Below are 22,528 nucleotides of genomic sequence, written 5' to 3' on the forward strand. Positions count from 1 at the left end.
ACGGATCCACCGGGTTTCGACGCGGCGCGCAGGGCCCTCAATTCTTCCCGGTGTCCACGATCACCGGCGTCCCGTTCGAGTCCGTGCCGCACGGGACCGCGTACACCGGGTTGGCCTTGGCCGCCTCTTTGTACGCGTCCAGGCACTGGTTGTAGAGGACCTTGTCGCTCAGCGAGCGCTCGATGATCTTGTTGGCGGCGGCGATGCCCTCCGCCTCGATGCGCTTGCGCTCCGCCTCCGCCTTGGCCGTGCGCGCCGCCTCCAGGGAGCGCTCGGTGGCCTGTTCCTGCTGGATCTTCTTGTCGATCTGCTCCTGGAGCTCCTTCGACGGCTTCACGTTGCGCAGATTGACCGTGGTGACGTCGATCCCGCGCGGTGCCAGCCGCTCCTTGATCGAGGCGGCGATCTCCGAGCCGATCTGCTCACGGGCCGAGGCGTAGCCCTCCTCGCTGGTGTGCTTCGCGAAGACGTTGCGGATGATCTCGCGGCTGTCCGGCAGCACCAGGCGCGCCTGGACCGCGTCCGCGCTGCCCGCCAGCCGGTACAGCTCGACCGCTTTTGACGGCACGACGGCCCATTTGACGGTGACGTCCACGTCCAGCACCCCGCCCTCCGAGGAGCGGACCTCGACCACGTCGTCGTCGTAGAGGTTGAGGTCGACCGGACGGGTGGAGAAGGACGTGACGTCGGTGAACGGCGAGGTGAACTGGATGCCGGACTTCATGGGCGAGCCGACCTTGCCGAAGGTCACCGGCACGCCGACCTCGTAGGCGCTCACCACGTGCACGCACGAGAACACGCCGAACAGCAGTGCTCCGACGACGCCCAGCGCCGCCCCGATCCTCCACCCCGACTCCTCGCGGCTCCGGCCGACGAGAAACAGCACGACCGCCGCTATGAGCAGCAGTATGGACAGCACGAACACAGAAGATCCCCCCTTGGACGCGATACCGCGCCGCCGCCGTTGCGACACGCGGCGCAGCGCATCGTAAGGGGCGGGGTCCACGGACCGTAACGGGTCCGGACCCTCGGTCGTCAGGGATTCACCGCGATGTCAGACGCCGTTCGTCTCGGCCGCCAGCATCCGCCGCAGCAGCCCCCGCAGTGCCAACCGTTCCTCCTCGGCCAGCCCGGCCAGCGGCTCGCGCGCGAAGCGCAGCGACTCCCGCAGGCCCTTGGCGATCCGGCGCCCCTCGTCCGTCGCCGCGGCCAGTTTCACCCGGCGGTCGGCCGGATCCGGCCGGCGTTCGACCAGGCCCCGGGTCTCCAGGCGGTCGACGATGCCGGTGACGTTGGACGGCTCGCACTTCAGCCTCTGGGCCAGCTTGCGCATGGGGAGCGGTCCGAGGGAGAGCAGGCTGAGCAGACGGGCCTGGGCGCCGGTCAGGGCGTGGTCGGAGGCCGCGTCCTCGTAGTCCTCGTAGTAGCGGGCCACGACCTCGCCGATGAGTTCGACGACCTCCAGGGTGAGGGCGTCGGGCAGGGGGGTACTGGGTGAGGTGGCCATGCAGCCGAGGATACCCCTTTACTTGACAACATGAAATATTCAGGCGCATGGTTGTTTCAGGTAGTGAAACATTTGGCGTTTGATGTGAAAGGCACCCCCCATGACTGACTCCGCCCTCCCCACCACCGGCCGCGAGTGGCGTCTGCTCAGCCGCCCCGTCGGCTGGCCGAAGCCCGAGGACTTCGAACTGGCCGAGGCGGAGATCCGGCAGCCCGGCCCCGGTCAGGTGCTCGTCCGCAACGCCTACCTCTCCGTCGACCCGTACATGCGCGGCCGGATGAGCGCCGCGAAGTCGTACACCGCCCCCTTCGAGCTGGGCAAGGCCATGCAGGGCGGGGCCGTCGGTGAGGTCGTCGCCTCCGCCGCCGAGAAGATCGCCGTCGGCGACCACGTCCTGCACTTCGGCGGCTGGCGCGAGTACGCCACCTTCGACGCGGCCCAGGCCGTCAAGGTCGACCCCGAGGCCGCGCCGCTCTCCACCTACCTCGGCGTCCTCGGCATGACCGGCCTCACCGCCTACGCCGGCCTGCTGCGCACCGGCGCCTTCAAGGAGGGCGACACCGTGTTCGTGTCCGGCGCCGCCGGTGCCGTCGGCAGCCAGGTCGGGCAGATCGCCCGGCTCAAGGGTGCCGCCCGGGTCATCGGCTCCGCCGGCTCGGACGACAAGGTCAAGCTCCTCGTCGAGGAGTACGGCTTCGACGCCGCCTTCAACTACAAGAACGGCCCCGTGGCCGAGCAGCTGCGCGCCGCCGCCCCCGACGGGATCGACGTCTACTTCGACAACGTCGGCGGCGACCACCTCGAGGCCGCCATCGGCTCCCTCAACGAGCGCGGCCGGATCGTCGTCTGCGGCATGATCTCCGTCTACAACGACACCGAGGCCGCCCCCGGCCCGAAGAACCTCGCCCGCCTCATCCAGACCCGCGGCCGTATCGAGGGCTTCCTGGTCGGCGACCACTACGACCTCCAGCCGGAGTTCGTCCGCGAGGTCGGCGCCTGGATCCGCTCGGGCGAGCTGAAGTACCGCGAGACCGTCGTCGAGGGCATCGAGAACAACCTGGAGGCGTTCCTCGGGGTCCTGCGCGGCGACAACACCGGAAAGATGATCGTCAAGCTCTGACCGTGACGCGGCCGGGCCGCCGCTCGTTGCGTACGACGAAGGCCGCACCCTTGGACGTGGGGTGCGGCCTTCGCCCTGCCCGGCGTCACCCCGCGAGCGCCGCCCGGTGCACGGCCGCCGCCAGCCGGTTGTTCTCCGGCGCCGCCCCGCCCGGGAACGCGCACCTGCGCCGCGTGTACCCGTAGGCCAGCCCGCTGCGCGGATCCGCGAAGGCCTGGCAGCCGCCCGCCCCGCTGTGCCCGAACGCCCCCGCCCCGAGGAAGGGGTGCCAGGTGTCCGCGGTCGCCTGGAAACCGAGCCCGTACGACTTGTGCGCCCGGGCCACCAGGTCGTACCCGACGGCGTGGAACTGCCCGAACTCCGCCGCCGTGTCCTCCTTCAGCAGCGGCGCCTTCCCCTCCCGCTCGCTGATCGCCGCCGCGTACAGCCCCGCGAGACCCCGCGCCGAGGCGACCCCGCCCACCGAGGCCGGCCCCTTGGCGCGGATCAGCGGGTCGTTCGGCAGCGCCTCGAGATCGGTGGGCTCGGCGGCGTGCCGGTTGAAGGCGATCGAGGCGAGCGTGTGGGGTCCGCCCGGCAGGGAGTCCAGCAGGGCCCGCTGCTGGGCCGTGGGGACCATCGGCAGGGCCGTGCGGAACCGCGGCTCGTGCGCCGCGGGCAGCCCCAGGAAGAAGTCCAGCCCGTACGGGGCGCGCACCCGCTCCTCGTACACCTCCTGGAGCGTACGGCCCGTGGCCCGCCGTACGACCTCGCCCGTGAGCGCGCCGATGACCAGCCCGTGGTAGCCGAACGCGGTGCCCGGGCGCCAGAACGGCCGCTGGTCGGCGAGACGTTCGGCGATCTGCCGGTCGTCGGCCAGCTCCTGCCGGGAGAACCCGGTGTCGGTGCCCACCACCCCGGCCCGGTGCGCGATCAGCTCCCGCAGGCTCAGCTGCCCCTTGCCCTCGGCCGCGAACTCCGGCCAGTAGTAGGTCACCTTGCGGTCCAGCTCCAGCGTGCCGTCCTGGACGAGCAGGGCGACCACGAGGTGCGCGGCCCCCTTGGTGGACGAGTACACGCCGTACAGGGCGTCACCCTCGCCCCCCGCCCAGAGGTCGACCACCCGCCGCCCGTGCACATACGCGCACAACTGGCCCTCGTAGTCCGGCCGCTCCTCCGCCACGAACGCGGCGAACTCGTCCCGCACCGCTTCGAAACCGTCGGCCACGGTGCCGTGGATCTCCCTGGTCATCCGCTCCTCCTCGCACTCAGCCGCCTCTGGAGATCGGTACGGCGAGGCGTGCCCGTTCGACTCAACATAGAGTTCGGACATGCGCGATCTCGGGGTGGGTTTTCAGTATCTGGTGAAGGGCCAGCGGTGGGTGGCCCGCAACGGCAGGCAGTACGGGTTCGGACTGCTGCCCGGGCTGATCACGCTGGTGCTGTATCTGGCGGCGCTCGTCGCGCTCGCCGTGTGGGGCGCGGACTTCGTGGCCTGGGCGACGCCCTTCGCCGACGACTGGTCGAGCCCCTGGCTCGGTCTCTTCCGGGGTCTCCTCCTCGTCGTGCTGTTCGCCCTCGGGCTGCTGCTCGCCGTCCTCACCTTCACCGCCGTAACCCTGCTCATCGGCCAGCCGTTCTACGAGAGCCTCTCCGAGGCGGTCGACCGGGACGTGTCCCCCGACGGCACCGCCCCCGAGTCCACGCTGCCCCTGTGGCGGGAACTGTGGATCTCCGCCCGGGACAGTCTGCGCGTCCTGGTGCGCGCCCTGTTGTGGGGCCTGCTGCTGTTCGCCGCCGGGTTCGTCCCGTTCGTCGGGCAGACCGTCGTGCCCGTGATCGGCTTCTTCGTCACCGGCTTCTTCCTCACCGAGGAACTCACCGCCGTGGCCCTCCAGCGCCGCGACGTCGACCTGCGGGCCCGCCTCGCCCTGCTGCGCTCCCGCAAGACGCTGGTCTGGGGCTTCGGCACCCCGCTGGGCCTCGCCTTCCTGGTCCCCGTCGTCGCGGTGTTCCTGATGCCGGGCGCGGTCGCGGGCGCCACCCTCATGGCCCGCGACCTGCTCGGCGAGGAGATCCGCGACGAGGACAACGAGCCCGAGGAGCTGACCGCGTGAACCAGACCCTCGCCGTCGCCCTCATCACGGTCCTCGCCGTCATCGCCCCCGGCGCCGACTTCGCGATGATCGTCCGCAACAGCTACCTCTACGGCCGCCGCACCGGACTCCTCGCCGCCACCGGGGTCGCCGCCGGCGTCCTCGTCCACGTCACCTACACCATGCTCGGCGTGGGCCTGCTGATCGCCTCCTCCACCGTCCTGTTCACCGTCATCAAACTGATCGGCGCCGCCTACCTCGTGTACATCGGCGTCCGCACCTTCCGTACCCGCGGCGAGGTCGAGATCGACCTGAGCGGCAGGACGGGACTGACCCCGCTCGCCGCCCTGCGCACCGGCTTCCTCACCAACGTCCTGAACCCGAAGACGACCCTCTTCGTCGTCTCCACGTTCTCCCAGGTCGTCAGCCCCGGCACCCCGCTCGTCCAGCAGTTCGGCTACGGCCTGTTCATGTCGCTGGCCCACCTGCTGTGGTTCGGGATCGTCGCCGTCTTCTTCTCCCAGGAGCGGATGCGCGGCCTGATGCTGCGCGCCCAGAAGGTGCTCAACAAGGTCATCGGCTCCGTGCTGGCCGGCCTCGGCGTCAGCCTCGCCCTGGCGCCGTCCCACTGACCGGCGTGCGGCCCCTCACCCCCGGCGAGCTCAACCGCGCCACCCTGGCCCGCCAACTCCTCCTGCGCCGCGAGCCCTTGGAGGTCCCCGACGCGGTCCACCGGGTCGTCGCCCTCCAGGCGCAGCACCCCGCGTCCCCGTACCTCGCCCTGTGGAACCGGGTGGCCGGTTTCCGGCCGGCCGACCTCGACGCGGCGTTCGCCTCCCGTACGGTCGTGAAGGCGACGCTGATGCGGATCACGCTGCACGCCGTCCACGCCGACGACCACCGCGCCTTCCGCGGCGCGATGCAGCAGACGCTGTACGGCTCCCGTCTCGGCCACCGGTTCGCCGAGGCCGGCCTCACCCCGGCCGACGCCGACGAACTCGTCGTCGAACTGCTGGAGTTCGCGCGTGAGGAGCGCACCGCCCCGGAGATCGAGAGCTGGCTGGAGGGCCGGCTCGGCACCGAGCGGAAGGCGGGCGCCTGGTGGGGCCTGCGCGCCTACGCCCCGCTCCTGCACGCCCCCACCGCCGCAACCTGGTCCTTCGGTCCCCGCCCCTCCTTCGAGGCGGCCCCACCCGGGCCGGCGCTCCTGGGCCGCTCCCCGGAACCCGACTCCCTGCGTACCCTGATCCTGCGCTACCTGACCGCCTTCGGCCCGGCGACGGTGGCGGACATCGCCCAGTTCGCCATGGTGCAGCGGGCCCCGGTCCGCGACGCCGTCCGCACCCTCGACGACGGAAGGCTCGTACGCCTCACCGACACCGACGGCGGCACGCTGTACGACCTCCCCGGCGCCCCGCGCCCACCCGCCGACACCCCGGCCCCGCCCCGCCTTCTGCCGATGTGGGACAGCGTCCTGCTGGCCCACGCCGACCGCTCCCGGGTGATCCCCCCGCCGTACCGCCGCCTCGTCACCCGCGTCAACGGGGACGTCCTGCCCGCCCTCCTCGTCGACGGCCGGGTGGCGGGGGTGTGGCGGTCCACCGCGGCCGGCGTGGAGGCGAGGGCGTTCCACCCCCTGCCCGCGCAGGTCTGGGCGGACCTGGCGGCCGAGGCCCGCTCCCTGACCGCGCTCCTCGCCGACCGCGGCGACCCGGACGTCTACGCCCGCCACACCCACTGGTGGAGCAGGCTCCCGCCCGCCGCCGAGACGCGCCTACTCGGCACCGACGGCGACGCCTAGGATCGCCCGCACCTGCGCGACGATGTCCAGGCGGTTGCGGACGAACTCCGGGTCGGTCACCTCGGTGGTGTCGCCGGCGGCGAACTGAAGGACCGGGGTGTGGACATGGCCGCCCGGCAGGGTGTCGTGCAGGCCGAGACGGTCCCGCAGCAGGGTCGCGCGGTAGGCGATCTCGTTGGAGAGGTAGTTCCCGCCGCCGCCGGCCCGGGCGGTCGAGCCGGGGGTCGGGCCGTCCGGCCGGTCCACGGGCTGGGTGCCCCCCGCCGGGATCTCGGTCACGGCCGTGTGGTCGTACACCGGGAAACGGCCGGTGTCCGCCGCGACGATCGCCGTGTACGGCAGGGTCGTCGTCGTCCACTGCGGCTGCGAGGCCGGGTCGGTCACCGGGATCGTCTCCGTGCGGCCCAGGTTGTCGTTGTCGGGGAAGCCGCCCCGCCAGGCGCCGTTGGCGCGCTCCACGTCGAAGCGGCCGACCCGGCCCTGGCTGACCGTCGTGAACAGGTCGACGTACGGCAGATACGGCCGCAGCGTCCGCTCCACCGTGCCCTCCGCGAAGTCCTGCCAGCGCACCGGGAACACGGCCGTCTCCACCCGGGCCGGGCCGTCCGCCGTCTCGATCACGGTGCCGTCGAGCGCCAGCGCGCTCGCCCCCGACGGGTTGGAGATCCGGATGTCCCGGTCCAGCGTGAACGGGTCGAAGCCGGTGACCAGCACCCGCTTGAGGCCCTTGCGGCCCTTCGGGTACCGGATGTCGTCCTGGCCGCGCGAGGTCCGCTCCAACTCGGTCAGCAGGGAGCCGCGCTGAGCATCCGTCAGCGCGAACCCGGGCTCCCAGGTCCGCACCGCACGCGTCATGCCCAACCGCGCCCAGTACAGCGGCCGGTCGTCGTCCCGGCTCAGGTCGCCGCCCGCCGGGCCCCGCCCCTGCACCCGGTCCACGGCCCGCCGCCACAGGGCGGAGCCCTCGCGCACGACGATCCGGTGGGCCTGGGCGTAGGAGTGCGCGCGGTCGAGGGAGCGGGCCAACTCCGGTGCCACGGAGTCGAATCCGGACCGTCCGAGGATCTCCTGCGGGACGGCCCGGTCGAGCCGCTGCTCCTCGACGGTGGGGGAGGGCGCCGCGGCGGCGGAGGCCGGGGTCGCGGTCGTGGACGCGGTCAGGCCGGCCAGCAGGGCCAGACCGAGGACGCCATGGCGAACACGTAAGGAATTCACGGGAGTCGTATATTCCCCCGGACCCCTCACATCACGCGTCAGGACCCGTTTCCTCGCCCAGCAGCCGCAGGAAGTCCCGGAACGCGCCCGGCATGTCCACCGACTCGGGGTCCAGCAGCCACTGGTACTGCAGCCCGTCCATCACCGCGACCAGCAGCGGGGCCGTGCGCTCGGGCGTGAGGCCGTTCGGGAGGCGGTCGCCGAACTGGGCGCGCAGCGCCTGCGCCATGGTCTGCCGTACGCCGGTGTACCGCTCGGTGAAGTACTCCCGCGCCGGGTGCCCCTCCGTCACGCTCTCGCCGAGCAGTGCCGAGAAGGTCTGGATGATGCCGGGCCGCATCGCGTTGTACTCGACGAGCGAGGTCAGCAGATCGACCCGCCACTGGGTGTCCGGAACCGCGTCCCACTGGTCGCGTTCCTTCAGGACGGCCACCAGCAGCGCCTCCTTGGTCGGGAAGTGGTGCAGCAGCCCCTGCTGGGTCAGTCCGACCCGCTCGGCCACCGCCGCGAGGCTCGCCCCCCGGTAACCGCGCTCGGCGATCACCTCCAGGGCGGCCCGGACGATCTCGGCCCGCCGCTCCTCGCTCCTGGTTCTGGCGCTCATGCCGTCACGGTACGGCATCCAGACGATTGAATATAACGGCGACGTAACGAAACCTACCGTTCTACAGGTAACCGATGCACGATGGGGGAGCGCGGGCAGCGCGCCACAAGGCACTCAACGAGGAGGCACCGCCATGGCGGGAACGGAGCAGGCCGTCGAGGCGGCCCTCGGCAAGCTCGACCTGGACGCCAAGACCCGGCTGCTCGCCGGACAGGACATGTGGTCACTGCCCGGGCTGCCGGAGATCGGCCTGAAGTCGCTCGTCATGTCCGACGGACCGATCGGCGTCCGGGGCGTGCGCTGGACCGCCGACGACCCGTCCGTCGCCCTGCCCTCCCCGACCGCCCTCGCCGCCACCTGGGACCCGGAACTCGCCCGCCGCGCGGGCGTCCTGCTCGCCCAGGAGGCCCGCCGCAAGGGCGTCCACGTCCTGCTCGCCCCCACCGTCAACCTCCACCGCTCCCCGCTCGGCGGCCGCCACTTCGAGGCCTACAGCGAGGACCCCCACCTCACGGGACGGATCGGCACCGGGTACGTCACGGGCGTCCAGGAGGGCGGCGTCGGCACCACCGTGAAGCACTTCGTGGCCAACGACGCCGAGACCGACCGCTTCACCGTGAACAACCTGGTCGGCGAGCGCGCCCTGCGCGAGCTGTACCTCGCCCCCTTCGAGGCCATCGTCGAGAACGCCCGCCCATGGGGCATCATGACCGCCTACAACACGGTCAACGGCACCACCATGACCGAGCACCACCACCTCGTGAACGAGGTCCTGCGCGGCGAATGGGGCTTCGACGGCTTCAACGTCTCCGACTGGATGGCGGCCCGCGACACCGTCGGCGCCCTGCGCGGCGGCCTCGACGTCGCCATGCCCGGCCCCGAGACCGTCTACGGCGAGGCCCTCGCCCGGGCGGTCCGTGACGGCCGGGTGGCGGAGTCCGAGGTCGACGAGGCCGTCCGCCGTGTGCTGCGGCTGGCCGCCCGGGTCGGTGTCCTCGCCGACGCCGAGCCCGCCGTCACCACGCCGCCCGCCGAGGTCGACGGCGAGGCCCTGGCCCGCGAGATCGCCGGCCGCTCCTTCGTCCTGCTCCGCAACGAACCCGCGGCGAACGGGCGCCCCGCCCTGCCCCTCGAGCCCGGCACGGTCGCCCTCGTCGGCGCCGCCGCCCGCGACGCCCGGGTCCTCGGCGGCGGCTCCGCCACCGTCTTCCCGGCCCGGATCGTCTCCCCGCTGGACGGCCTCACCGCCGCCCTCCCCGAGGGCACCCTCACCTACGCCGTCGGCGCCGACCCCACCACCGAACTCGCCGTCGCCGACAAGGGCTTCGCGCTCACGGCGGTCTGCCGGGACGCCGAGGGAAACCTCCTGGGCACCGGCTCCACCCCCAACGGCCAGATCCAGTGGATGGGCAGCGACCTCCCCGAGGGCGTCACCCACGACACCCTCCACACCGTGGAGGTCACCGGCACCTTCACCCCGCGCGTGAGCGGCCCGCACTCCTTCGGCATCAAGGGCACCGGCGCCTTCACCCTCACCGTCGCCGGGACGACGTACTACGACGGCATCCAGCCGCCCGCCGACGACAGCGACCCCTTCGAGGCCTTCTTCGGCGCCCCCGTGCCCCGCGCCGACGTCGAGCTGAGCGCCGGCGCACCCGTCGAGGTCTCCCTCACCTACGTCTTCGCCCTCCCCGAGGAGGTCCCCTTCAAGGTGGTCGCCTTCGCCCTCGCCCACCAGGAGCCGCAGCGCGACGAGGACGAGCTGATCGCCGAGGCCGTCGAGGCCGCCCGCGCCGCGGACACCGCGGTGGTCGTGGTCGCCACCACCGACCGGGTCGAGTCCGAGGGCTTCGACCGCAAGGACCTCACCCTCCCCGGCCGCCAGGACGACCTGGTCCGCGCCGTCGCCGCCGTCAACCCGAACACCGTCGTCGTCGTCAACTCCGGCTCCCCGGTCGAACTGCCCTGGCGCGAGGAGGTCGCCGCGGTGCTCCTGACCTGGTTCCCCGGCCAGGAGGGCGGCGCGGCCCTCGCGGACGTCCTGACCGGCGCCCGGGAGCCCGGCGGCCGCCTCCCCACCACCTGGGGCTCCCTCGCCGACGCCCCCGTCACCCAGGTCGTCCCCACCGACGGCGAACTCCCCTACACCGAGGACCTCTTCATCGGCTACCCCGCCTGGGAGAAGGCGGGCCGGACCCCCTCGTACCCGTTCGGTCACGGCCTCGGCTACACCGACTGGGCCTACGAGTCGGTCGAGGTGACCGGTACGACCGTGACGGTCCGGGTCCGCAACACCGGCGAGCGCGCCGGACGCGAGGTCGTCCAGGTCTACCTGGCGCCCACCGAGCCCGGCACCGACCGCCCCGCCCGCCGGCTCGCCGCCTTCGGCGCCGTTCAGGCCGGGCCCGGCGAGAGCGCCGAGGTCACCGTCGAGCTGCCGCGCCGCGCCTTCGAGGTGTGGGACGAGGCCGCCCACCGGTGGTTCTTTGTGAAGGGTTCGTACGAAATCCAGGTGGGTAGGTCCCTCGCGGACCGCAGGATCTCCGCGACGACTAACGTCTGAGGCGGGTACTCCTCACCCCATGAACAGCCCCGGCCCGGGACCTGACCCCTGGGCCGGGGCTATTTTCTCAGCGGGTCCCGAAGCCGTACACCGTCTCCGACCGGTACACCTCGCCCGGCCGCAGCACCGTCGTGGGGAACTCCGGGCGGTTCGGGGAGTCGGGGAAGTGCTGGGTCTCCAGCGCGATCCCCTGGCACGGCGTGAACGGCTCGCCCAGATGGTCCGCGGTGTACACCTGGATCCCCGGCTCGGTCGTCGACACCGTCAGCACCCGCCCGCTCGCCGGGTCGTGCAGCTCGGCCACCTCCTGCGGCGCGGCCGTCACACCCTTGTCCAGCACGAAGTTGTGGTCGTAGCCGGAACCGGTCTTGCGGGCCGTACGGAAGTCGAAGCGGGTGCCGGCCACCTCCGCGAGCTCCCCGGTCGGGATCAGCGCGGCGTCGACCGGGGTGTACCGCGAGGCGGCCAGCCGCAGCTCATGGCCCCCGGCGTCCCCGCTGTCCGGGCCGCCCAGGTTGAAGTAGCTGTGGTTGGTCAGGTTCACCACCGTCGGCGCGTCGGTGACCGCCTCGTAGACGAGCCGCAGCGCCCCCGAGGCGTCCAGTGTGTACGTCGCCGAGATCTCCAGCCGCCCCGGGAAGCCCTCCTCGCCGTGCGGGCTGACCCGGCTCAGCCGCAGCCCGTGCCCGACCGGCTCCACCTCCCACACCCGCTTGTCGAAGCCGTGCGGACCGCCGTGCAGGGAGTTCGGCGCGTTGTTGGGCTCCAGGGCGTACGTCAGCCCCTCCAGCGGGAAGCGGGCCTGCCCGATCCGGTTCGCGTACCGGCCGATCAGGGCGCCGAGGAAGGGCTCCGGGTGGGTGAGATAGCCCTCCAGGTCCGCGAACCCCAGCACCACGTCCGCCGTCCGCCCGTCCCGGTCCGGGACCTCCACGGACTGGACGATCCCGCCGTACGACAGCACCCGCACCCGGGTGCCCGCCCGCTCCAGGGTCCAGCGGTGAACCGGGGTGCCATCGGAAAGTGTTCCGAAGTGTTCGCTCATGGTCGGAACACTAAGTCACCTGACCGGCTCGGTGACTTTCCGGTAGGCGATCTCCGCGAGCCGCGCCTGCCCGTCCTTGCTCGGATGGAACCAGTCCCAGTGACTCAACTGATCCGCGCCGAACCGGAAGGCGTACACCGCGCCGCCGTCGAATCGGCACCGCTCGTCCTTCGCGCAGACCTCCTCCAGCACCTCGTTGTAGTCCTCCACCCGGCGCTGCACGGTCTCGCGCCGCGCGGTCGCCACCGCGTCCAGCGCGTCCGCGTCCCCCAGCATCGAAGGACAGATGCCGAGCTTCCAGATCTGCTTGCCCAGCGCGTTGGTCCGCCCCTGCGACCACAGCCGCTTCAGGTTCGGCACGCTCGCCACGTACACCTGCGCCTTCGGCAGCGACCGGCGCAGCGTGCGCAGCGCCTCCTCGAACTCCGCCCGGAAGTCGGCCACCGGCGTCATCGCCGCCGGCGACTCCCGGCAGGCGTCGTTCGCCCCCGCCATCACCGTCACGAGCTGCGGTTTCTCCGCCACCGCCTGGGTGATCTGGCCCGTCAGATCCACCATCCGGGCCCCCGTCACCGCGTAGTTCCAACTGTGCGTGGCCGCCTTCGACGCGCCCAGCAGCCGTACCGCGAGACTGTTCACCTCGGCGCTCGCACCCGTCGCCCAGGACACCTCCGGACAGTCCTGGAGGACCGTACAGGCGTCGAAACCACGGGTGATGGAGTCGCCCACCGCCGCCATCGACACCGGGCTCGTGTCCCACAACGGCGCCCGGGAGGCCCTCGCCTTGCGCACCCCCGTGCCCGAGCCGTCGCCCCCGCCCGGCGCGTCACAGCCGGCCAGCCCGAGGACGGCCGCGCTGGTGATCGCGAGCACCGCCCGCACCCGCCGGTTTCGCATCCGCATCCCCTGGTGATCCCCTCGCTCCTCGGACGGACGGCCCCACCCCTGACAACGCACAGGAGTTCCCGCCCACCCCGCTCCTTCGCCGGGACCGGCACAAGACAGGACCCACAAGATGGAACGCATCACACCCGTACAGGCGTCCTGCCGAGTGAAAGGCGGACGTTCACGGCACCGGGACCGACGGTACGTCACACTCCTTGCGCCGCCGCACGGTAGCCTCGCCATCAACGCGGCTGCCCCGACAGCGCCGCCCTGCCCGCCTGCAAGATGTCCCGCTCTGCCCGGAGGTCCCGGTGACGACACGTGGAGTTCTGTACGTGCACTCCGCGCCGCGCGCGCTGTGCCCGCACGTCGAATGGGCCATCGCCGGGGTGCTCGGCACGCGCGTCAACCTCGACTGGATCCGGCAGCCCGCCGCGCCCGGCACCTGGCGCTCGGAGTTCTCCTTCAAGGGCCAGGCCGGCACCGCCTCCAAGCTCGCCTCCGCGCTCCGCGGCTGGCACCTGCTCCGCTTCGAGGTCACCGCCGAACCCTGCGCCACCGCCGAGGGCGAGCGCTACAGCTGCACCCCCGACCTCGGCATCTTCCACGCCGTCACCGGCATCCACGGCGACATCCTCATCCCCGAGGACCGTCTGCGCGCGGCCCTGCTGCGCAGCCAGCGCGGCGAGACGGACCTCGAGGCCGAACTGTCCAAGCTCCTGGGCAAGCCCTGGGACGACGAGCTCGAGCCGTTCCGGTACGCGGGCGAGGGAGCCCCGGTCCGCTGGCTGCACCAGGTCGTCTGAGACGGCTCTGAACACCTGAAGGGCCCCCACCTCGAGAGGTAGGGGCCCTTCACGTGCGTGGAGACGTTTCTCAGACCGTACGGAACGCCAGGACGACGTTGTGTCCGCCGAAGCCGAACGAGTCGTTCAGCGCGGCGATACGGCCCTCGACGGGCAGCTTGCGGGCCTCGCCGCGGACGACGTCCGCGTTGGCCTCGGCCTCGGGGTCGAGGTTCTCGACGTTGATGGTCGGCGGAGCCACCCGGTGGTACAGGGCGAGCACCGTCGCGACGGTCTCGACACCGCCCGCACCACCCAGCAGATGACCGGTCATGGACTTGGTCGCCGAGACGGCCATGTGGTCGGCGTCGTCGCCGAAGACCTTGCGCAGCGCCTTCAGTTCGGCGATGTCACCGGCCGGCGTCGAGGTCGCGTGCGCGTTGACGTGCACGATCTCCGACGGGTCCAGGTCGGTGCGGTCCAGCAGGTTCTGCAGCGCGTGCGAGATGCCGCGGCCCTCGGGCTCCGGCTGCACGATGTCGTGGCTGTCGGCGGAGATGCCCTGCCCGACCGCCTCGGCGTACACGCGGGCCCCGCGCTTCGCCGCGTGCTCGGCGGACTCCAGGACGATCACACCGGCGCCCTCACCCATCACGAAGCCGTCGCGGGCCACGTCGTAGGGACGCGAGGCACCCTGCGGGTTCTCGTTGTTCTTGGACATCGCCATCATGTTGCCGAACGCGGCGATGGGCAGCGGGTGGATCGCCGCCTCCGTACCACCGGCGACCACGACGTCGGCACGGCCCGTACGGATCATCTCGATGGCGTAGCCGATGGCCTCGGCGCCCGACGCGCAGGCGGAGACCGGGGTGTGCACACCGGCGCGGGCGCCCACGAGCAGACCCACGTTGGCGGACGGGCTGTTCGGCATCAGCATCGGCACGGTGTGCGGGGAGACCCGGCGGACGCCCTTCTCCTTCAGCACGTCGTACTGGTCGAGGAGGGTGGTGACACCGCCGATGCCGGAGGCGATGACCGCGCCGAGGCGGTCGGGGTCGACCGCGCCGTCACTGCCGTCCTCGCCGGCCTTGCCGGTGAAACCGGCGTCCTTCCAGGCTTCCTGGGCCGCGATCAGCGCGAACTGCGCCGAGCGGTCCAGCTTGCGGGCCTGCGGACGCGGGATGACCTCGAGGGGCTCCACGGCGACCGGGGCCGCGATCCGGACGGCCTGGTCGGCCGCCCACTCCTGCTCCAGGACCTTGACACCGGACTTGCCGGCGACCAGTCCCTCCCAGGTAGAGGCTGCGTCGCCACCCAGCGGTGTGGTTGCGCCGATACCGGTGACGACCACGGTGCGATTGGTCGGGCTCACGGATTCTTTCTCCAACGTTACGAGGATTCAGCGGCGCCACCGCCGGGTGGCGGGGCAGTTCAGCCCAGAGGACCGGAAGATCAGCCCTGGTGCTTGAGGATGTAGTCGGTCGCGTCGCCGACCGTCTTGAGGTTCTTGACGTCCTCGTCCGGGATCTTGACGTCGAAGCGCTCTTCGGCGGCGACGACGACCTCGACCATGGACAGCGAGTCGACGTCCAGGTCGTCGGTGAAGGACTTGTCCAGCTGGACGTCCTCAACCGGGATGCCGGCGATCTCGTTCACGATGTCGGCGAGACCGGCGACGATCTCTTCCTGAGTGGCGGCCATGACGGCGCTCCTTCGTTGTGTTCCAGAGGGTGTGGCAGTGGTGCTCACCGCGCCCGGATCGCATGATCCGGCACGGAGTGCCTAGGGGAGGGTAACGACAGTCGCGGCGTAGACGAGACCCGCCCCGAATCCGATGACGAGCGCGGTGTCGCCGCTCTTCGCCTCGCCGGTCGCCAGGAGCCGCTCCATCGCGAGCGGGATCGAGGCGGCCGAGGTGTTGCCGGTGGTGCGCACGTCACGGGCGACCTTGACGGACGCCGGCAGCTTGAGAGTCTTGACCATCGAGTCGATGATCCGCTCGTTGGCCTGGTGCGGGATGAAGACGTCCAGCTCGTCGGCGGTGATGCCGGCGGCGTCCAGCGCCTCCTTGGCGACCTTCGCCATCTCGAACACGGCCCAGCGGAAGACCGCCTGGCCCTCCTGCGTGATGGCGGGGAACTTCTCGACGGTGCCGTCGCGGTAGTCCGTCCACGGCACGGTCTGCTTGATGGTCTCCGACTTGTCGCCCTCGGAACCCCACACGGTCGGCCCGATCGCCGGCTCGGCGGAGGGTCCGACGACGACCGCGCCGGCGCCGTCGCCGAACAGGAAGGCCGTGGCCCGGTCCTCCAGGTCGGTCAGATCGCTCAGCCGCTCCACACCGATGACCAGCACATACTCGGCGGAGCCCTCGACGACCATGCCCTTGGCGAGGGTCAGGCCGTAACCGAAGCCCGCGCAGCCGGCCGAGATGTCGAAGGCGGCGGCCTTGTCCGTGCCGAGCTTGTCCGCGATCTCGGTCGCGACGGCCGGGGTCTGCTTGAAGTGCGAGACGGTGGAGACGACCACGGCGCCGATCTGCTGGGCGGTGATCCCGGCGTCGGCGATCGCCTTGCCCGACGCCTCCACCGACATGGCGGCGACGGTCTCCTCGTCGTTCGCCCAGTGGCGGGTCTCGATGCCCGAGCGCGAGCGGATCCACTCGTCGGAGGAGTCGATCGTCTCCAGGATGACCTCGTTGGGCACGACCCGGGTGGGCCGGTAGCCGCCGACGCCGAGGATGCGCGCGTACGGATGGCCCTTGCTGGGCCTGATCTTCCCCATCAGGGCTCCTTGTCAGGCGGTGGCCGCCGCGTCAGCGGCAGGTGTCGCGGTCTCGGCGATGAGCTCACGGGCGGCGTCGAGGTCGTCGGGGGTCTTCAGCGCGAGCGTCTTCACGCCGGGCAGGGCCCGCTTGGCGAGGCCGACCAGGGTGCCGCCGGGGCAGACCTCGATGATCGCGGTCGCGCCGAGCTCCTTGAAGGTCTCCATGCACAGGTCCCAGCGGACCGGGTTGGCGACCTGGCCGACCAGCCGCTTCAGCACCTCGGCACCGCTGGCGACCGTCGCGCCGTCCTTGTTCGAGACGTAACGGACCGTCGGGTCGGCCGGGGTCAGCTCCGCGGCGGCCTTGACGAGGGTCTCGACGGCCGGGGCCATGTGGTGCGTGTGGAAGGCGCCGGCGACCTTCAGCGGGACGACCTTGCGGACGCCCTCGGGCTTGTCCTCGCTCAGCGCGGCGAGCTGCTCCAGCGTGCCCGCGGCGACGATCTGGCCCGCGCCGTTGATGTTCGCCGGGGTCAGCCCCAGCTTCTCCAGATGCGCGACGGACACCTCGGGGTCGCCGCCGAGCAGCGCGGACATCCCGGTCTCGGTGACCGCGGCGGCCTCGGCCATGGCCAGGCCGCGCCGACGGACGAGGGTCAGCGCGGCGGTGTCGTCGAGGACGCCTGCGAAGGCGGCCGCGGTGATCTCACCGACGCTGTGACCGGCGACCGCGACCGGCGACACGTCACCGAGTGCCGTGGCGGAGACGATCCCGGCCGCCACCAGCAGCGGCTGCGCGATCGCGGTGTCACGGATCTCGTCCGCGTCGGCGTTCGTGCCGTAGTGCACCAGGTCGAGGTCGATGGCCGCCGACAGGGCACGCAGGCGGTCCTCGACACCGGGGAGGTCGAGCCAGGGGGTCAGGAAGCCGGGCGTCTGGGCGCCCTGGCCGGGAGCGACGAGTACGAGCACTCTCACACTCTCTCTTGTGGACGGCCGGGGCCGCCCGTGGGGACAGGGACGAAGAACGGCAGGGGGTTTTGTGGGCCCCCGACAAAAGCCTACGTCTGGGGATCCCCGTCGACGAGGCGCCCCAGGATGAGCGCGATCCGCAGGGTGAATGCGGAGCGTACATCGGATGGCGACCAGCCGGTGACGTCAGTCACACGTCGAAGCCGGTAGCGCACGGTGTTGGGATGCACGAACAGCATCCGTGCCGCGCCCTCCAGACTGCTCGCCTGTTCGAGATAGACGGAGAGCGTCTCCAGCAGCGCCGAGCCGGCCTCCTCCAGCGGTCTGTAGATCTCCTCCACCAACTGCTCGCGCGCACTGGGATCACCGGCGATCGCGCGTTCCGGAAGCAGATCGTCCGCCAGAACCGGGCGTGGCGCGTCCTGCCACGCCGAACACGCCTTGAGTCCCGCGGCGGCGGCCTGCGCGGACCGGGTGGCCGCCAGAAGGTCCGGTACGACGGGCCCGGCGACCACCGGCCCCGCGGCGAACGGCCCGATCAGGGACTTGGCGACGGCGAGCGGATTGTCGCTGCCGCCCGCGATGACGACCAGCCGCGAGCCGAGCACACCGGTGAGCACCTGGAGCTTGGCGTGCCGCGAGGCCCGCCGGATGGCCTCGACGGTCAGCTCGGAGTCCCCGTCGGGAGCGGTCCCGAGGACCACGCACACATGCTCCGGCGCGTTCCAGCCGAGCGCCGCGGCCCGGCTCACCGCGCCCTCGTCGGCCTCCCCGCTGAGCACCGCGTTGACGACGAGCGACTCCAGCCGCGCGTCCCAGGCACCGCGTGCCTCGGCGGCCTGGGCGTACACCTGGGCGGTGGCGAAGGCGATCTCCCGGGCGTAGACGAGCAGCGCCTCCCGCAGCACCCCCTCGTCCCCGGGGGCCGCGACCTCGTCGATCGCGGACTCCATGACCTCGATGGTGGTGCGCACCATCTCCACCGTCTGGCGCAGGGTGATCGCCCGGGTCAGCTCCCTGGGCGCGGTCCCGAACACATCGGTCGAGATCGCCTGCGGGGCGTCCGGATGCCGGAACCACTCCGTGAAGGCGGCGATGCCCGCCTGGGCGACCAGCCCGATCCAGGAACGGTTCTCCGGGGGCATCGCCCGGTACCACGGCAGCGTCTCGTCCATCCGCGCGATGGCCTGCGCGGCGAGGCTTCCGGAGGACTTCACCAGCCGCTTCAGGGTCGCGGGGTGCGGGTGGGCGGCCTGCGCTGCGGCGTCGGGGTGGGTGGCTTCGGGTTCGGGCACGTGCACAAGGTTGCCTTATCGGGAGGGTGGCGTGCGTGGCCGGGGGCTCACGTGGTCCGGTGAGCGCGCCGTGGGTCTACCGTGGGGGCGTGATGGACGTACGCCGCGCCGACGGGCGCTACCCGGGAGGGGACCCGGCGGCCGGCATCGAGACCCGGCATGCCTTCTCCTTCGGGCCCCACTACGACCCGGACAACCTCCGCTTCGGCGCGCTGATCGCCTGCAACGAGGAACGGCTCGCCCCGGGCGCCGGCTTCGACGAGCACCCCCACAGCCACACGGAGATAGTGACCTGGGTGGTGGAGGGCCGGCTGACCCACCGTGACTCGCAGGGGCATGAGACGACCGTCCGCCCCGGGGACGTCCAGCGCCTCAGCTCGGCGGGCGGGGTCCGCCACGTCGAACGCAACGACGGCACGGCCCCCCTCACCTTCGTGCAGATGTGGCTGGCCCCCCTGAACCCCGGTGGCGACCCGTCGTACGAGATCGTCCACGGCATCGCGGACTCGACGCCCTACGCCGTCCCCGGCGCCGGCGCGATGCTCCACGTACGGCGTCTGGTGCCGGGGGAGCGCACCGCGGTGCCGGACGCGCCCCGGGCGTACGTCCACGTGGTGCGCGGCACCCTCCGCACGGGCCCCCACGAACTGGGCCCCGGGGACGCGCTCCGCGCCACCGACGAGAAGGACCTGGAACTCCTCACCCTGACCGGCCCGGCCGAGGTGCTGATCTGGGAGCTGTCGGACACGGCCTAGGAGTGGCCTAGGAGTCCGACGCCTCCTCGGCGTTCCGCCAGATCGTCAGGTCCAGCGAGACGTAGTCGCTCGGGTCGCTCTCGGCGGCGGTGCCCCGGAAGGTCACCAGCGCGATGTGCCCCGAGTCCGTGTGCACACAGAGCTGACTGCCCTTCGACAGCTGCGAGAGGGAGACGGAGTCGGCGTAACGGGTCTCGTCACGGCAGGTCTTCAGCGACCCCTTCTGCGCGTTGTTCAGCAGGACGATCCTGTCGCCGGCGCTGTGCAGTGCGTCGTCGTAGTAGTACAGGTCGCTCTCGTAGATCTCGACGTCGTCGTCCTGGGGCTTGGGCGGTGAGTCCGCGAACTCGATGTAGTAGCCGTCCGGGATGTTGATCGACGTGAAGCGCACCGGCTCGGGGTCGGGCAGCGGTTTGGCGGAGGCGGAACCGGTCGTGTCCGAACCGCTGCTCGAGCTGCTGCCCGTCGTGCCGACCGCGTACAGCAGCCCCGTGCAGCCCGCGAGCGGCAGCAGCACCCCCGCGATGATGCCGAGCGCCCGCCGGGTGCCGGACGGGCGCCGCGGCGGCTGCCAGGCCGGACGCGGCTGGAGGTAGGGGCCCGCCGGGGGTGCGGGGTACGGGCCCGGTTGCGCGTACGGCGACGGGTGCGCGGGCGGCGCCATGGGGTGGCCGTAGGCCGGGGTCACCGGCTGCGGAGGGGCCTGCGGGGGTGCCGGCGGCACGGCCACCGTCGGTGCCGCGTGCTGCTGCGGCCGGTCGACCCGGGTGAGCGGGGCCGTGGGCGCGGGCGGGGCCGCCAGTCGCTCCGACGCCGAGATCCGCTGGGTGATCTGGGCGCTGATCGCCTCCGGCAGCCAGGAGCCCGACTGCCGCAGCGGGGTCGGTGACGCGTCCTGGCAGAGCTTCACGAGTGCGGCGGGCGAGGGGCGGTCCGCCGGGTCCTTGGCCAGACAGCGGGCGACGAACCCGAGTTCGGCGGGAAGGCCGGTGAGGTCGGGCTCCTCGTGGACGATGCGGTACAGCACGGCGTGCGAGGGGCCGTCCCCGTACGCGCCGGTGCCGCGCGCCGCGTAGGCGGCCACCTGGCCGAGCGCGAACACGTCGGACGCGGGGGTGACCTCCTTCCCGGCGGCCTGCTCCGGCGACATGAACGCCGGGGTGCCGAGGGAGACGCCGGTGCCGGTCAGGGCGGTGGCGTCGGCGGCCCGGGCGATGCCGAAGTCGATGACCCGGGGTCCGTCGGCGGCGAGCAGCACATTCGAGGGCTTGAGGTCGCGGTGGACGATGCCCGCGCCGTGGATCACCGACAGCGCCTCGGCCGTCCCGGCGAGCAGCAGCAGGAGCGAGGGCACCGGCAGCGGGCCGTGCTCGGCGACGGCCGAGGCCAGCGAGGGGCCCGGCACATAGGCGGTGGCCAGCCAGGGCCGGTCGCCCTCGGTGTCGTAGTCGAGGACGGGGGCGGTGTGCAGGCCCTGCACCCGCTGGGCGGCTTGGACCTCCTGCCGGAAGCGGCGGCGGAACTCCGCGTCCTCGCTCAGCTCCGGCCGGATGGTCTTCAGGGCGATCGGATGCCCGCCCGGCGTGTAGGACAGGTACACGGTGCCCATGCCGCCCGAGCCGAGCCGGGCCGCGAGCCGGTAGCCCGCCACCTCCGCCGGGTCGCCGTTCTCCAACGGGCGGAACTGTCCGCCCGGTTGCACCCCGCCCATGGTTCTCCCCCGAGATCTGAGGCCTGTGTTGCCGCACGAGGGTATCCCGGTGCGATCAACGGCCTTCGTCCAAGGGGCTGTTCAGTGACCGCCCCGCCGCACCTCGGCGAGCACCGCGTCCGTGAACGGCGGCCACGCCTCGACCGCCCACGGCCCGAAGGCCCGGTCCGTCAGCGCGACGGCGGCCAGCCCCGCGGCCGGGTCGATCCACAGGAACGTACCGGACTGGCCGAAGTGGCCGAAGGTGCGCGGGGAGGACGAACCGCCCGTCCAGTGCGGGGACTTGGAGTCGCGGATCTCGAAGCCGAGGCCCCAGTCGTTGGGGTTCTGGTGGCCGTAGCCGGGCAGGACGCCCTTGGTGCCCGGGTACTGCACGGTCATCGCCTCGGCGACCGTGCGCGGGTCCAGCAGCCGGGGCGCCTGCACCTCGGCCGCGAAACGGAGAAGATCCTCGACCGTGGAGACGCCGTCCTTCGCGGGGGAGCCCTCCAGCGTGGTGGCCGTCATGCCCAGCGGCTCCAGCACCGCCTGGCGCAGATACTCGGCGAACGGGATCTCCGTGGCCTTCGCGAGATGGTCGCCGAGCTGCTCGAACCCGGCGTTGGAGTACAGCCGCCGCTCCCCGGGCGCCGCCGTCACCCGGTGCTCGTCGAAGGCGAGGCCCGAGGTGTGCGCGAGGAGGTGCCGTACCGTCGCACCGGGCGGACCGGCCGGCTCGTCCAGCTCCACCGCCCCCTCCTCGTACGCGACGAGCACGGCGTACGCGGCGAGCGGCTTGGTGACCGAGGCCAGCGGGAAGCGCCGCCCGACGGGCCCGTGGGTGCCCGGGACCGTGCCGTCGGCCCGTACGACACCCGCGGCGGCGGAGGGAACCGGCCAGTTCTCGATCAGCGCGAGGCTCTTCAGCGACATGCCGTCGAGCCTATGCGCTCACAGCAGCAGCTCCAGCAAGGGGTCGGGCTTGGGCCTGAAGCCCAGGGAGACGTACAGCGGCTCGGCGTCGCGGGACGCGGTGAGGTGGACCTGGCGCACGCCCCGCTCCCGGAACCACTCCAGCAGCGCGTCCATGCCGGCGCGCGCGTAGCCCCGGCGGCGGGCGTCCGGGTCGGTCGCGACGCTGAAGACGTACCCGAGGGTGCCGAGCGGATTGCCGGTCCGTCCGATCCGGTACTCCACCGTCCCCACCACCAGCGCCGCCAGCGCCCCCGGACGCTCGGGATGCTCGACGACGAAGGCGCCGAAGTCCCCGTCGGGCTCGGCGAGCCGCTCCCGCAGTCCGGGCAGGGACTCGGTCTGCCAGTCGACCGGCCCGTCGGCTTCGGCCAGGGAGTCGAGCATCACCTGACGCAGCCGCAGTACCTCGACGGCGTCCTCGGGCAGCGCCCGGCGCACAGCAGTCATGGTCCCGCACGCTAACCGTCGTGATCAG

22 protein-coding genes are annotated in these 22,528 nt (G+C 72.2%); 7 read left to right on the forward strand and 15 right to left on the reverse strand.

What is annotated here, in order from left to right; genetic code table 11:
* Positions 1–37 precede the first annotated feature (37 nt).
* Both OG852_RS33555 and OG852_RS33560 read right to left on the reverse strand, forming a co-directional pair.
* Positions 38–919, reverse strand: a complete 882-nt coding sequence (locus tag OG852_RS33555) for a prohibitin family protein (RefSeq protein ID WP_330349906.1) — start codon at positions 917–919, stop codon at positions 38–40.
* 135 nt (positions 920–1,054) lie between these two features.
* Positions 1,055–1,507 (reverse strand): MarR family winged helix-turn-helix transcriptional regulator, encoded by a 453-nt coding sequence (locus OG852_RS33560; RefSeq protein ID WP_133909741.1) that lies wholly within the window; start codon positions 1,505–1,507, stop codon positions 1,055–1,057.
* A gap of 100 nt (positions 1,508–1,607) precedes the next feature.
* On the opposite strand from OG852_RS33560, the gene OG852_RS33565 reads away from it, so the two are divergent.
* On the forward strand, positions 1,608–2,627 hold the full coding sequence (locus OG852_RS33565; RefSeq protein WP_330349907.1) for an NADP-dependent oxidoreductase: 1,020 nt from the start codon (positions 1,608–1,610) through the stop codon (positions 2,625–2,627).
* Positions 2,628–2,712: 85 nt separating this feature from the next.
* Here OG852_RS33565 and OG852_RS33570 read toward each other — a convergent pair whose 3' ends face one another.
* Positions 2,713–3,858, reverse strand: a complete 1,146-nt coding sequence (locus OG852_RS33570) for a serine hydrolase domain-containing protein (protein ID WP_133909743.1) — start codon at positions 3,856–3,858, stop codon at positions 2,713–2,715.
* A gap of 79 nt (positions 3,859–3,937) precedes the next feature.
* Here OG852_RS33570 and OG852_RS33575 point away from each other — a divergent pair, with 79 nt between their 5' ends.
* The 3 genes from OG852_RS33575 to OG852_RS33585 are packed head-to-tail and all read left to right on the forward strand — an operon-like array spanning position 3,938 to position 6,503.
* Positions 3,938–4,723: an EI24 domain-containing protein gene (locus tag OG852_RS33575; RefSeq protein WP_330349908.1), complete on the forward strand. Its 786-nt coding sequence runs from the start codon at positions 3,938–3,940 to the stop codon at positions 4,721–4,723.
* Entirely contained in the window at positions 4,720–5,334 is a 615-nt protein-coding gene (locus OG852_RS33580; protein WP_133909745.1) for a LysE family translocator, read from the forward strand. Before OG852_RS33575 ends, OG852_RS33580 begins: the two co-directional genes overlap by 4 nt.
* A 5-nt stretch (positions 5,335–5,339) precedes the next feature.
* A complete protein-coding gene (locus tag OG852_RS33585) occupies positions 5,340–6,503 on the forward strand; it encodes a winged helix DNA-binding domain-containing protein (RefSeq protein WP_443064589.1) in 1,164 nt (387 codons plus the stop codon).
* Here the strand turns inward: OG852_RS33585 and OG852_RS33590 are convergent.
* Positions 6,477–7,718 (reverse strand): pyroglutamyl peptidase, encoded by a 1,242-nt coding sequence (locus OG852_RS33590; protein ID WP_133909746.1) that lies wholly within the window; start codon positions 7,716–7,718, stop codon positions 6,477–6,479. The two genes, OG852_RS33585 and OG852_RS33590, sit on opposite strands and share 27 nt — an antisense overlap.
* 31 nt (positions 7,719–7,749) lie before the next feature.
* Positions 7,750–8,340, reverse strand: a complete 591-nt coding sequence (locus OG852_RS33595; protein WP_133909747.1) for a TetR/AcrR family transcriptional regulator — start codon at positions 8,338–8,340, stop codon at positions 7,750–7,752.
* A 115-nt stretch (positions 8,341–8,455) separates the two neighbouring features.
* On the opposite strand from OG852_RS33595, the gene OG852_RS33600 reads away from it, so the two are divergent.
* Positions 8,456–10,885: a beta-glucosidase family protein gene (locus OG852_RS33600; RefSeq protein ID WP_330349909.1), complete on the forward strand. Its 2,430-nt coding sequence runs from the start codon at positions 8,456–8,458 to the stop codon at positions 10,883–10,885.
* 67 nt (positions 10,886–10,952) lie between these two features.
* Here OG852_RS33600 and OG852_RS33605 read toward each other — a convergent pair whose 3' ends face one another.
* Complete coding sequence (locus OG852_RS33605; RefSeq protein WP_133909749.1) at positions 10,953–11,930, reverse strand: aldose epimerase family protein; 978 nt, start codon at positions 11,928–11,930, stop codon at positions 10,953–10,955.
* 15 nt (positions 11,931–11,945) lie between these two features.
* A complete protein-coding gene (locus OG852_RS33610) occupies positions 11,946–12,833 on the reverse strand; it encodes an SGNH/GDSL hydrolase family protein (protein WP_330349910.1) in 888 nt (295 codons plus the stop codon).
* A gap of 293 nt (positions 12,834–13,126) precedes the next feature.
* On the opposite strand from OG852_RS33610, the gene OG852_RS33615 reads away from it, so the two are divergent.
* Positions 13,127–13,621 (forward strand): DUF3145 domain-containing protein, encoded by a 495-nt coding sequence (locus OG852_RS33615; RefSeq protein ID WP_133909751.1) that lies wholly within the window; start codon positions 13,127–13,129, stop codon positions 13,619–13,621.
* Positions 13,622–13,691: 70 nt separating this feature from the next.
* Here the strand turns inward: OG852_RS33615 and OG852_RS33620 are convergent, their stop codons facing one another.
* The 5 genes from OG852_RS33620 to fasR all read right to left on the reverse strand — a co-directional run bounded on the left by OG852_RS33620 (position 13,692) and on the right by fasR (position 18,633).
* Positions 13,692–14,972 (reverse strand): beta-ketoacyl-[acyl-carrier-protein] synthase family protein, encoded by a 1,281-nt coding sequence (locus tag OG852_RS33620; RefSeq protein ID WP_133909752.1) that lies wholly within the window; start codon positions 14,970–14,972, stop codon positions 13,692–13,694.
* 80 nt (positions 14,973–15,052) lie between these two features.
* On the reverse strand, positions 15,053–15,301 hold the full coding sequence (locus OG852_RS33625; protein ID WP_004001566.1) for an acyl carrier protein: 249 nt from the start codon (positions 15,299–15,301) through the stop codon (positions 15,053–15,055).
* Between the two features lie 81 nt (positions 15,302–15,382).
* The gene (locus OG852_RS33630; RefSeq protein WP_133909753.1) at positions 15,383–16,384 is read right to left on the reverse strand and encodes a ketoacyl-ACP synthase III; all 1,002 of its coding nucleotides are present in this window, start codon (positions 16,382–16,384) and stop codon (positions 15,383–15,385) included.
* Positions 16,385–16,396: 12 nt separating this feature from the next.
* A complete protein-coding gene (locus OG852_RS33635) occupies positions 16,397–17,338 on the reverse strand; it encodes an ACP S-malonyltransferase (RefSeq protein WP_133909754.1) in 942 nt (313 codons plus the stop codon).
* 89 nt (positions 17,339–17,427) lie between these two features.
* Positions 17,428–18,633, reverse strand: coding sequence for a fatty acid biosynthesis transcriptional regulator FasR (gene fasR, locus OG852_RS33640; RefSeq protein WP_133909755.1), 1,206 nt, complete (start codon positions 18,631–18,633; stop codon positions 17,428–17,430).
* 92 nt (positions 18,634–18,725) lie between these two features.
* Between fasR and OG852_RS33645 the strand changes: the two genes are divergently transcribed.
* Positions 18,726–19,388, forward strand: a complete 663-nt coding sequence (locus tag OG852_RS33645; RefSeq protein WP_208117057.1) for a pirin family protein — start codon at positions 18,726–18,728, stop codon at positions 19,386–19,388.
* Between the two features lie 7 nt (positions 19,389–19,395).
* Here the strand turns inward: OG852_RS33645 and OG852_RS33650 are convergent, their stop codons facing one another.
* From OG852_RS33650 to OG852_RS33660, 3 genes are all read right to left on the reverse strand, one after another.
* A complete protein-coding gene (locus OG852_RS33650) occupies positions 19,396–21,099 on the reverse strand; it encodes a serine/threonine-protein kinase (protein WP_133909757.1) in 1,704 nt (567 codons plus the stop codon).
* A gap of 81 nt (positions 21,100–21,180) precedes the next feature.
* Positions 21,181–22,011 carry a serine hydrolase domain-containing protein gene (locus OG852_RS33655; protein WP_330349911.1) on the reverse strand — a complete coding sequence of 277 codons (831 nt, stop codon included), beginning with the start codon at positions 22,009–22,011 and terminating at the stop codon, positions 21,181–21,183.
* 18 nt (positions 22,012–22,029) lie between these two features.
* Positions 22,030–22,500, reverse strand: a complete 471-nt coding sequence (locus OG852_RS33660; RefSeq protein WP_133909759.1) for a GNAT family N-acetyltransferase — start codon at positions 22,498–22,500, stop codon at positions 22,030–22,032.
* Positions 22,501–22,528: the final 28 nt, after the last annotated feature.

Origin of the sequence: Streptomyces sp. NBC_00582, assembly GCF_036345155.1 — a bacterium.
GTDB lineage: Bacteria > Actinomycetota > Actinomycetes > Streptomycetales > Streptomycetaceae > Streptomyces.

Bases quoted from the DNA above. Each gene is read 5' to 3' on its own strand.
- OG852_RS33625 (WP_004001566.1), bottom strand. From the start codon at position 15,301: ATGGCCGCCACTCAGGAAGAGATCGTCGCCGGTCTCGCCGACATCGTG.
- OG852_RS33630 (WP_133909753.1), bottom strand. From the start codon at position 16,384: ATGGGGAAGATCAGGCCCAGCAAGGGCCATCCGTACGCGCGCATCCTC.
- OG852_RS33660 (WP_133909759.1), bottom strand. From the start codon at position 22,500: ATGACTGCTGTGCGCCGGGCGCTGCCCGAGGACGCCGTCGAGGTACTG.
- OG852_RS33605 (WP_133909749.1), bottom strand. From the start codon at position 11,930: ATGAGCGAACACTTCGGAACACTTTCCGATGGCACCCCGGTTCACCGC.
- OG852_RS33565 (WP_330349907.1), top strand. From the start codon at position 1,608: ATGACTGACTCCGCCCTCCCCACCACCGGCCGCGAGTGGCGTCTGCTC.
- OG852_RS33655 (WP_330349911.1), bottom strand. From the start codon at position 22,011: ATGTCGCTGAAGAGCCTCGCGCTGATCGAGAACTGGCCGGTTCCCTCC.
- OG852_RS33575 (WP_330349908.1), top strand. From the start codon at position 3,938: ATGCGCGATCTCGGGGTGGGTTTTCAGTATCTGGTGAAGGGCCAGCGG.
- OG852_RS33600 (WP_330349909.1), top strand. From the start codon at position 8,456: ATGGCGGGAACGGAGCAGGCCGTCGAGGCGGCCCTCGGCAAGCTCGAC.
- OG852_RS33595 (WP_133909747.1), bottom strand. From the start codon at position 8,340: ATGCCGTACCGTGACGGCATGAGCGCCAGAACCAGGAGCGAGGAGCGG.
- OG852_RS33610 (WP_330349910.1), bottom strand. From the start codon at position 12,833: ATGCGGATGCGAAACCGGCGGGTGCGGGCGGTGCTCGCGATCACCAGC.
- OG852_RS33570 (WP_133909743.1), bottom strand. From the start codon at position 3,858: ATGACCAGGGAGATCCACGGCACCGTGGCCGACGGTTTCGAAGCGGTG.
- OG852_RS33645 (WP_208117057.1), top strand. From the start codon at position 18,726: ATGGACGTACGCCGCGCCGACGGGCGCTACCCGGGAGGGGACCCGGCG.
- OG852_RS33560 (WP_133909741.1), bottom strand. From the start codon at position 1,507: ATGGCCACCTCACCCAGTACCCCCCTGCCCGACGCCCTCACCCTGGAG.
- OG852_RS33650 (WP_133909757.1), bottom strand. From the start codon at position 21,099: ATGGGCGGGGTGCAACCGGGCGGACAGTTCCGCCCGTTGGAGAACGGC.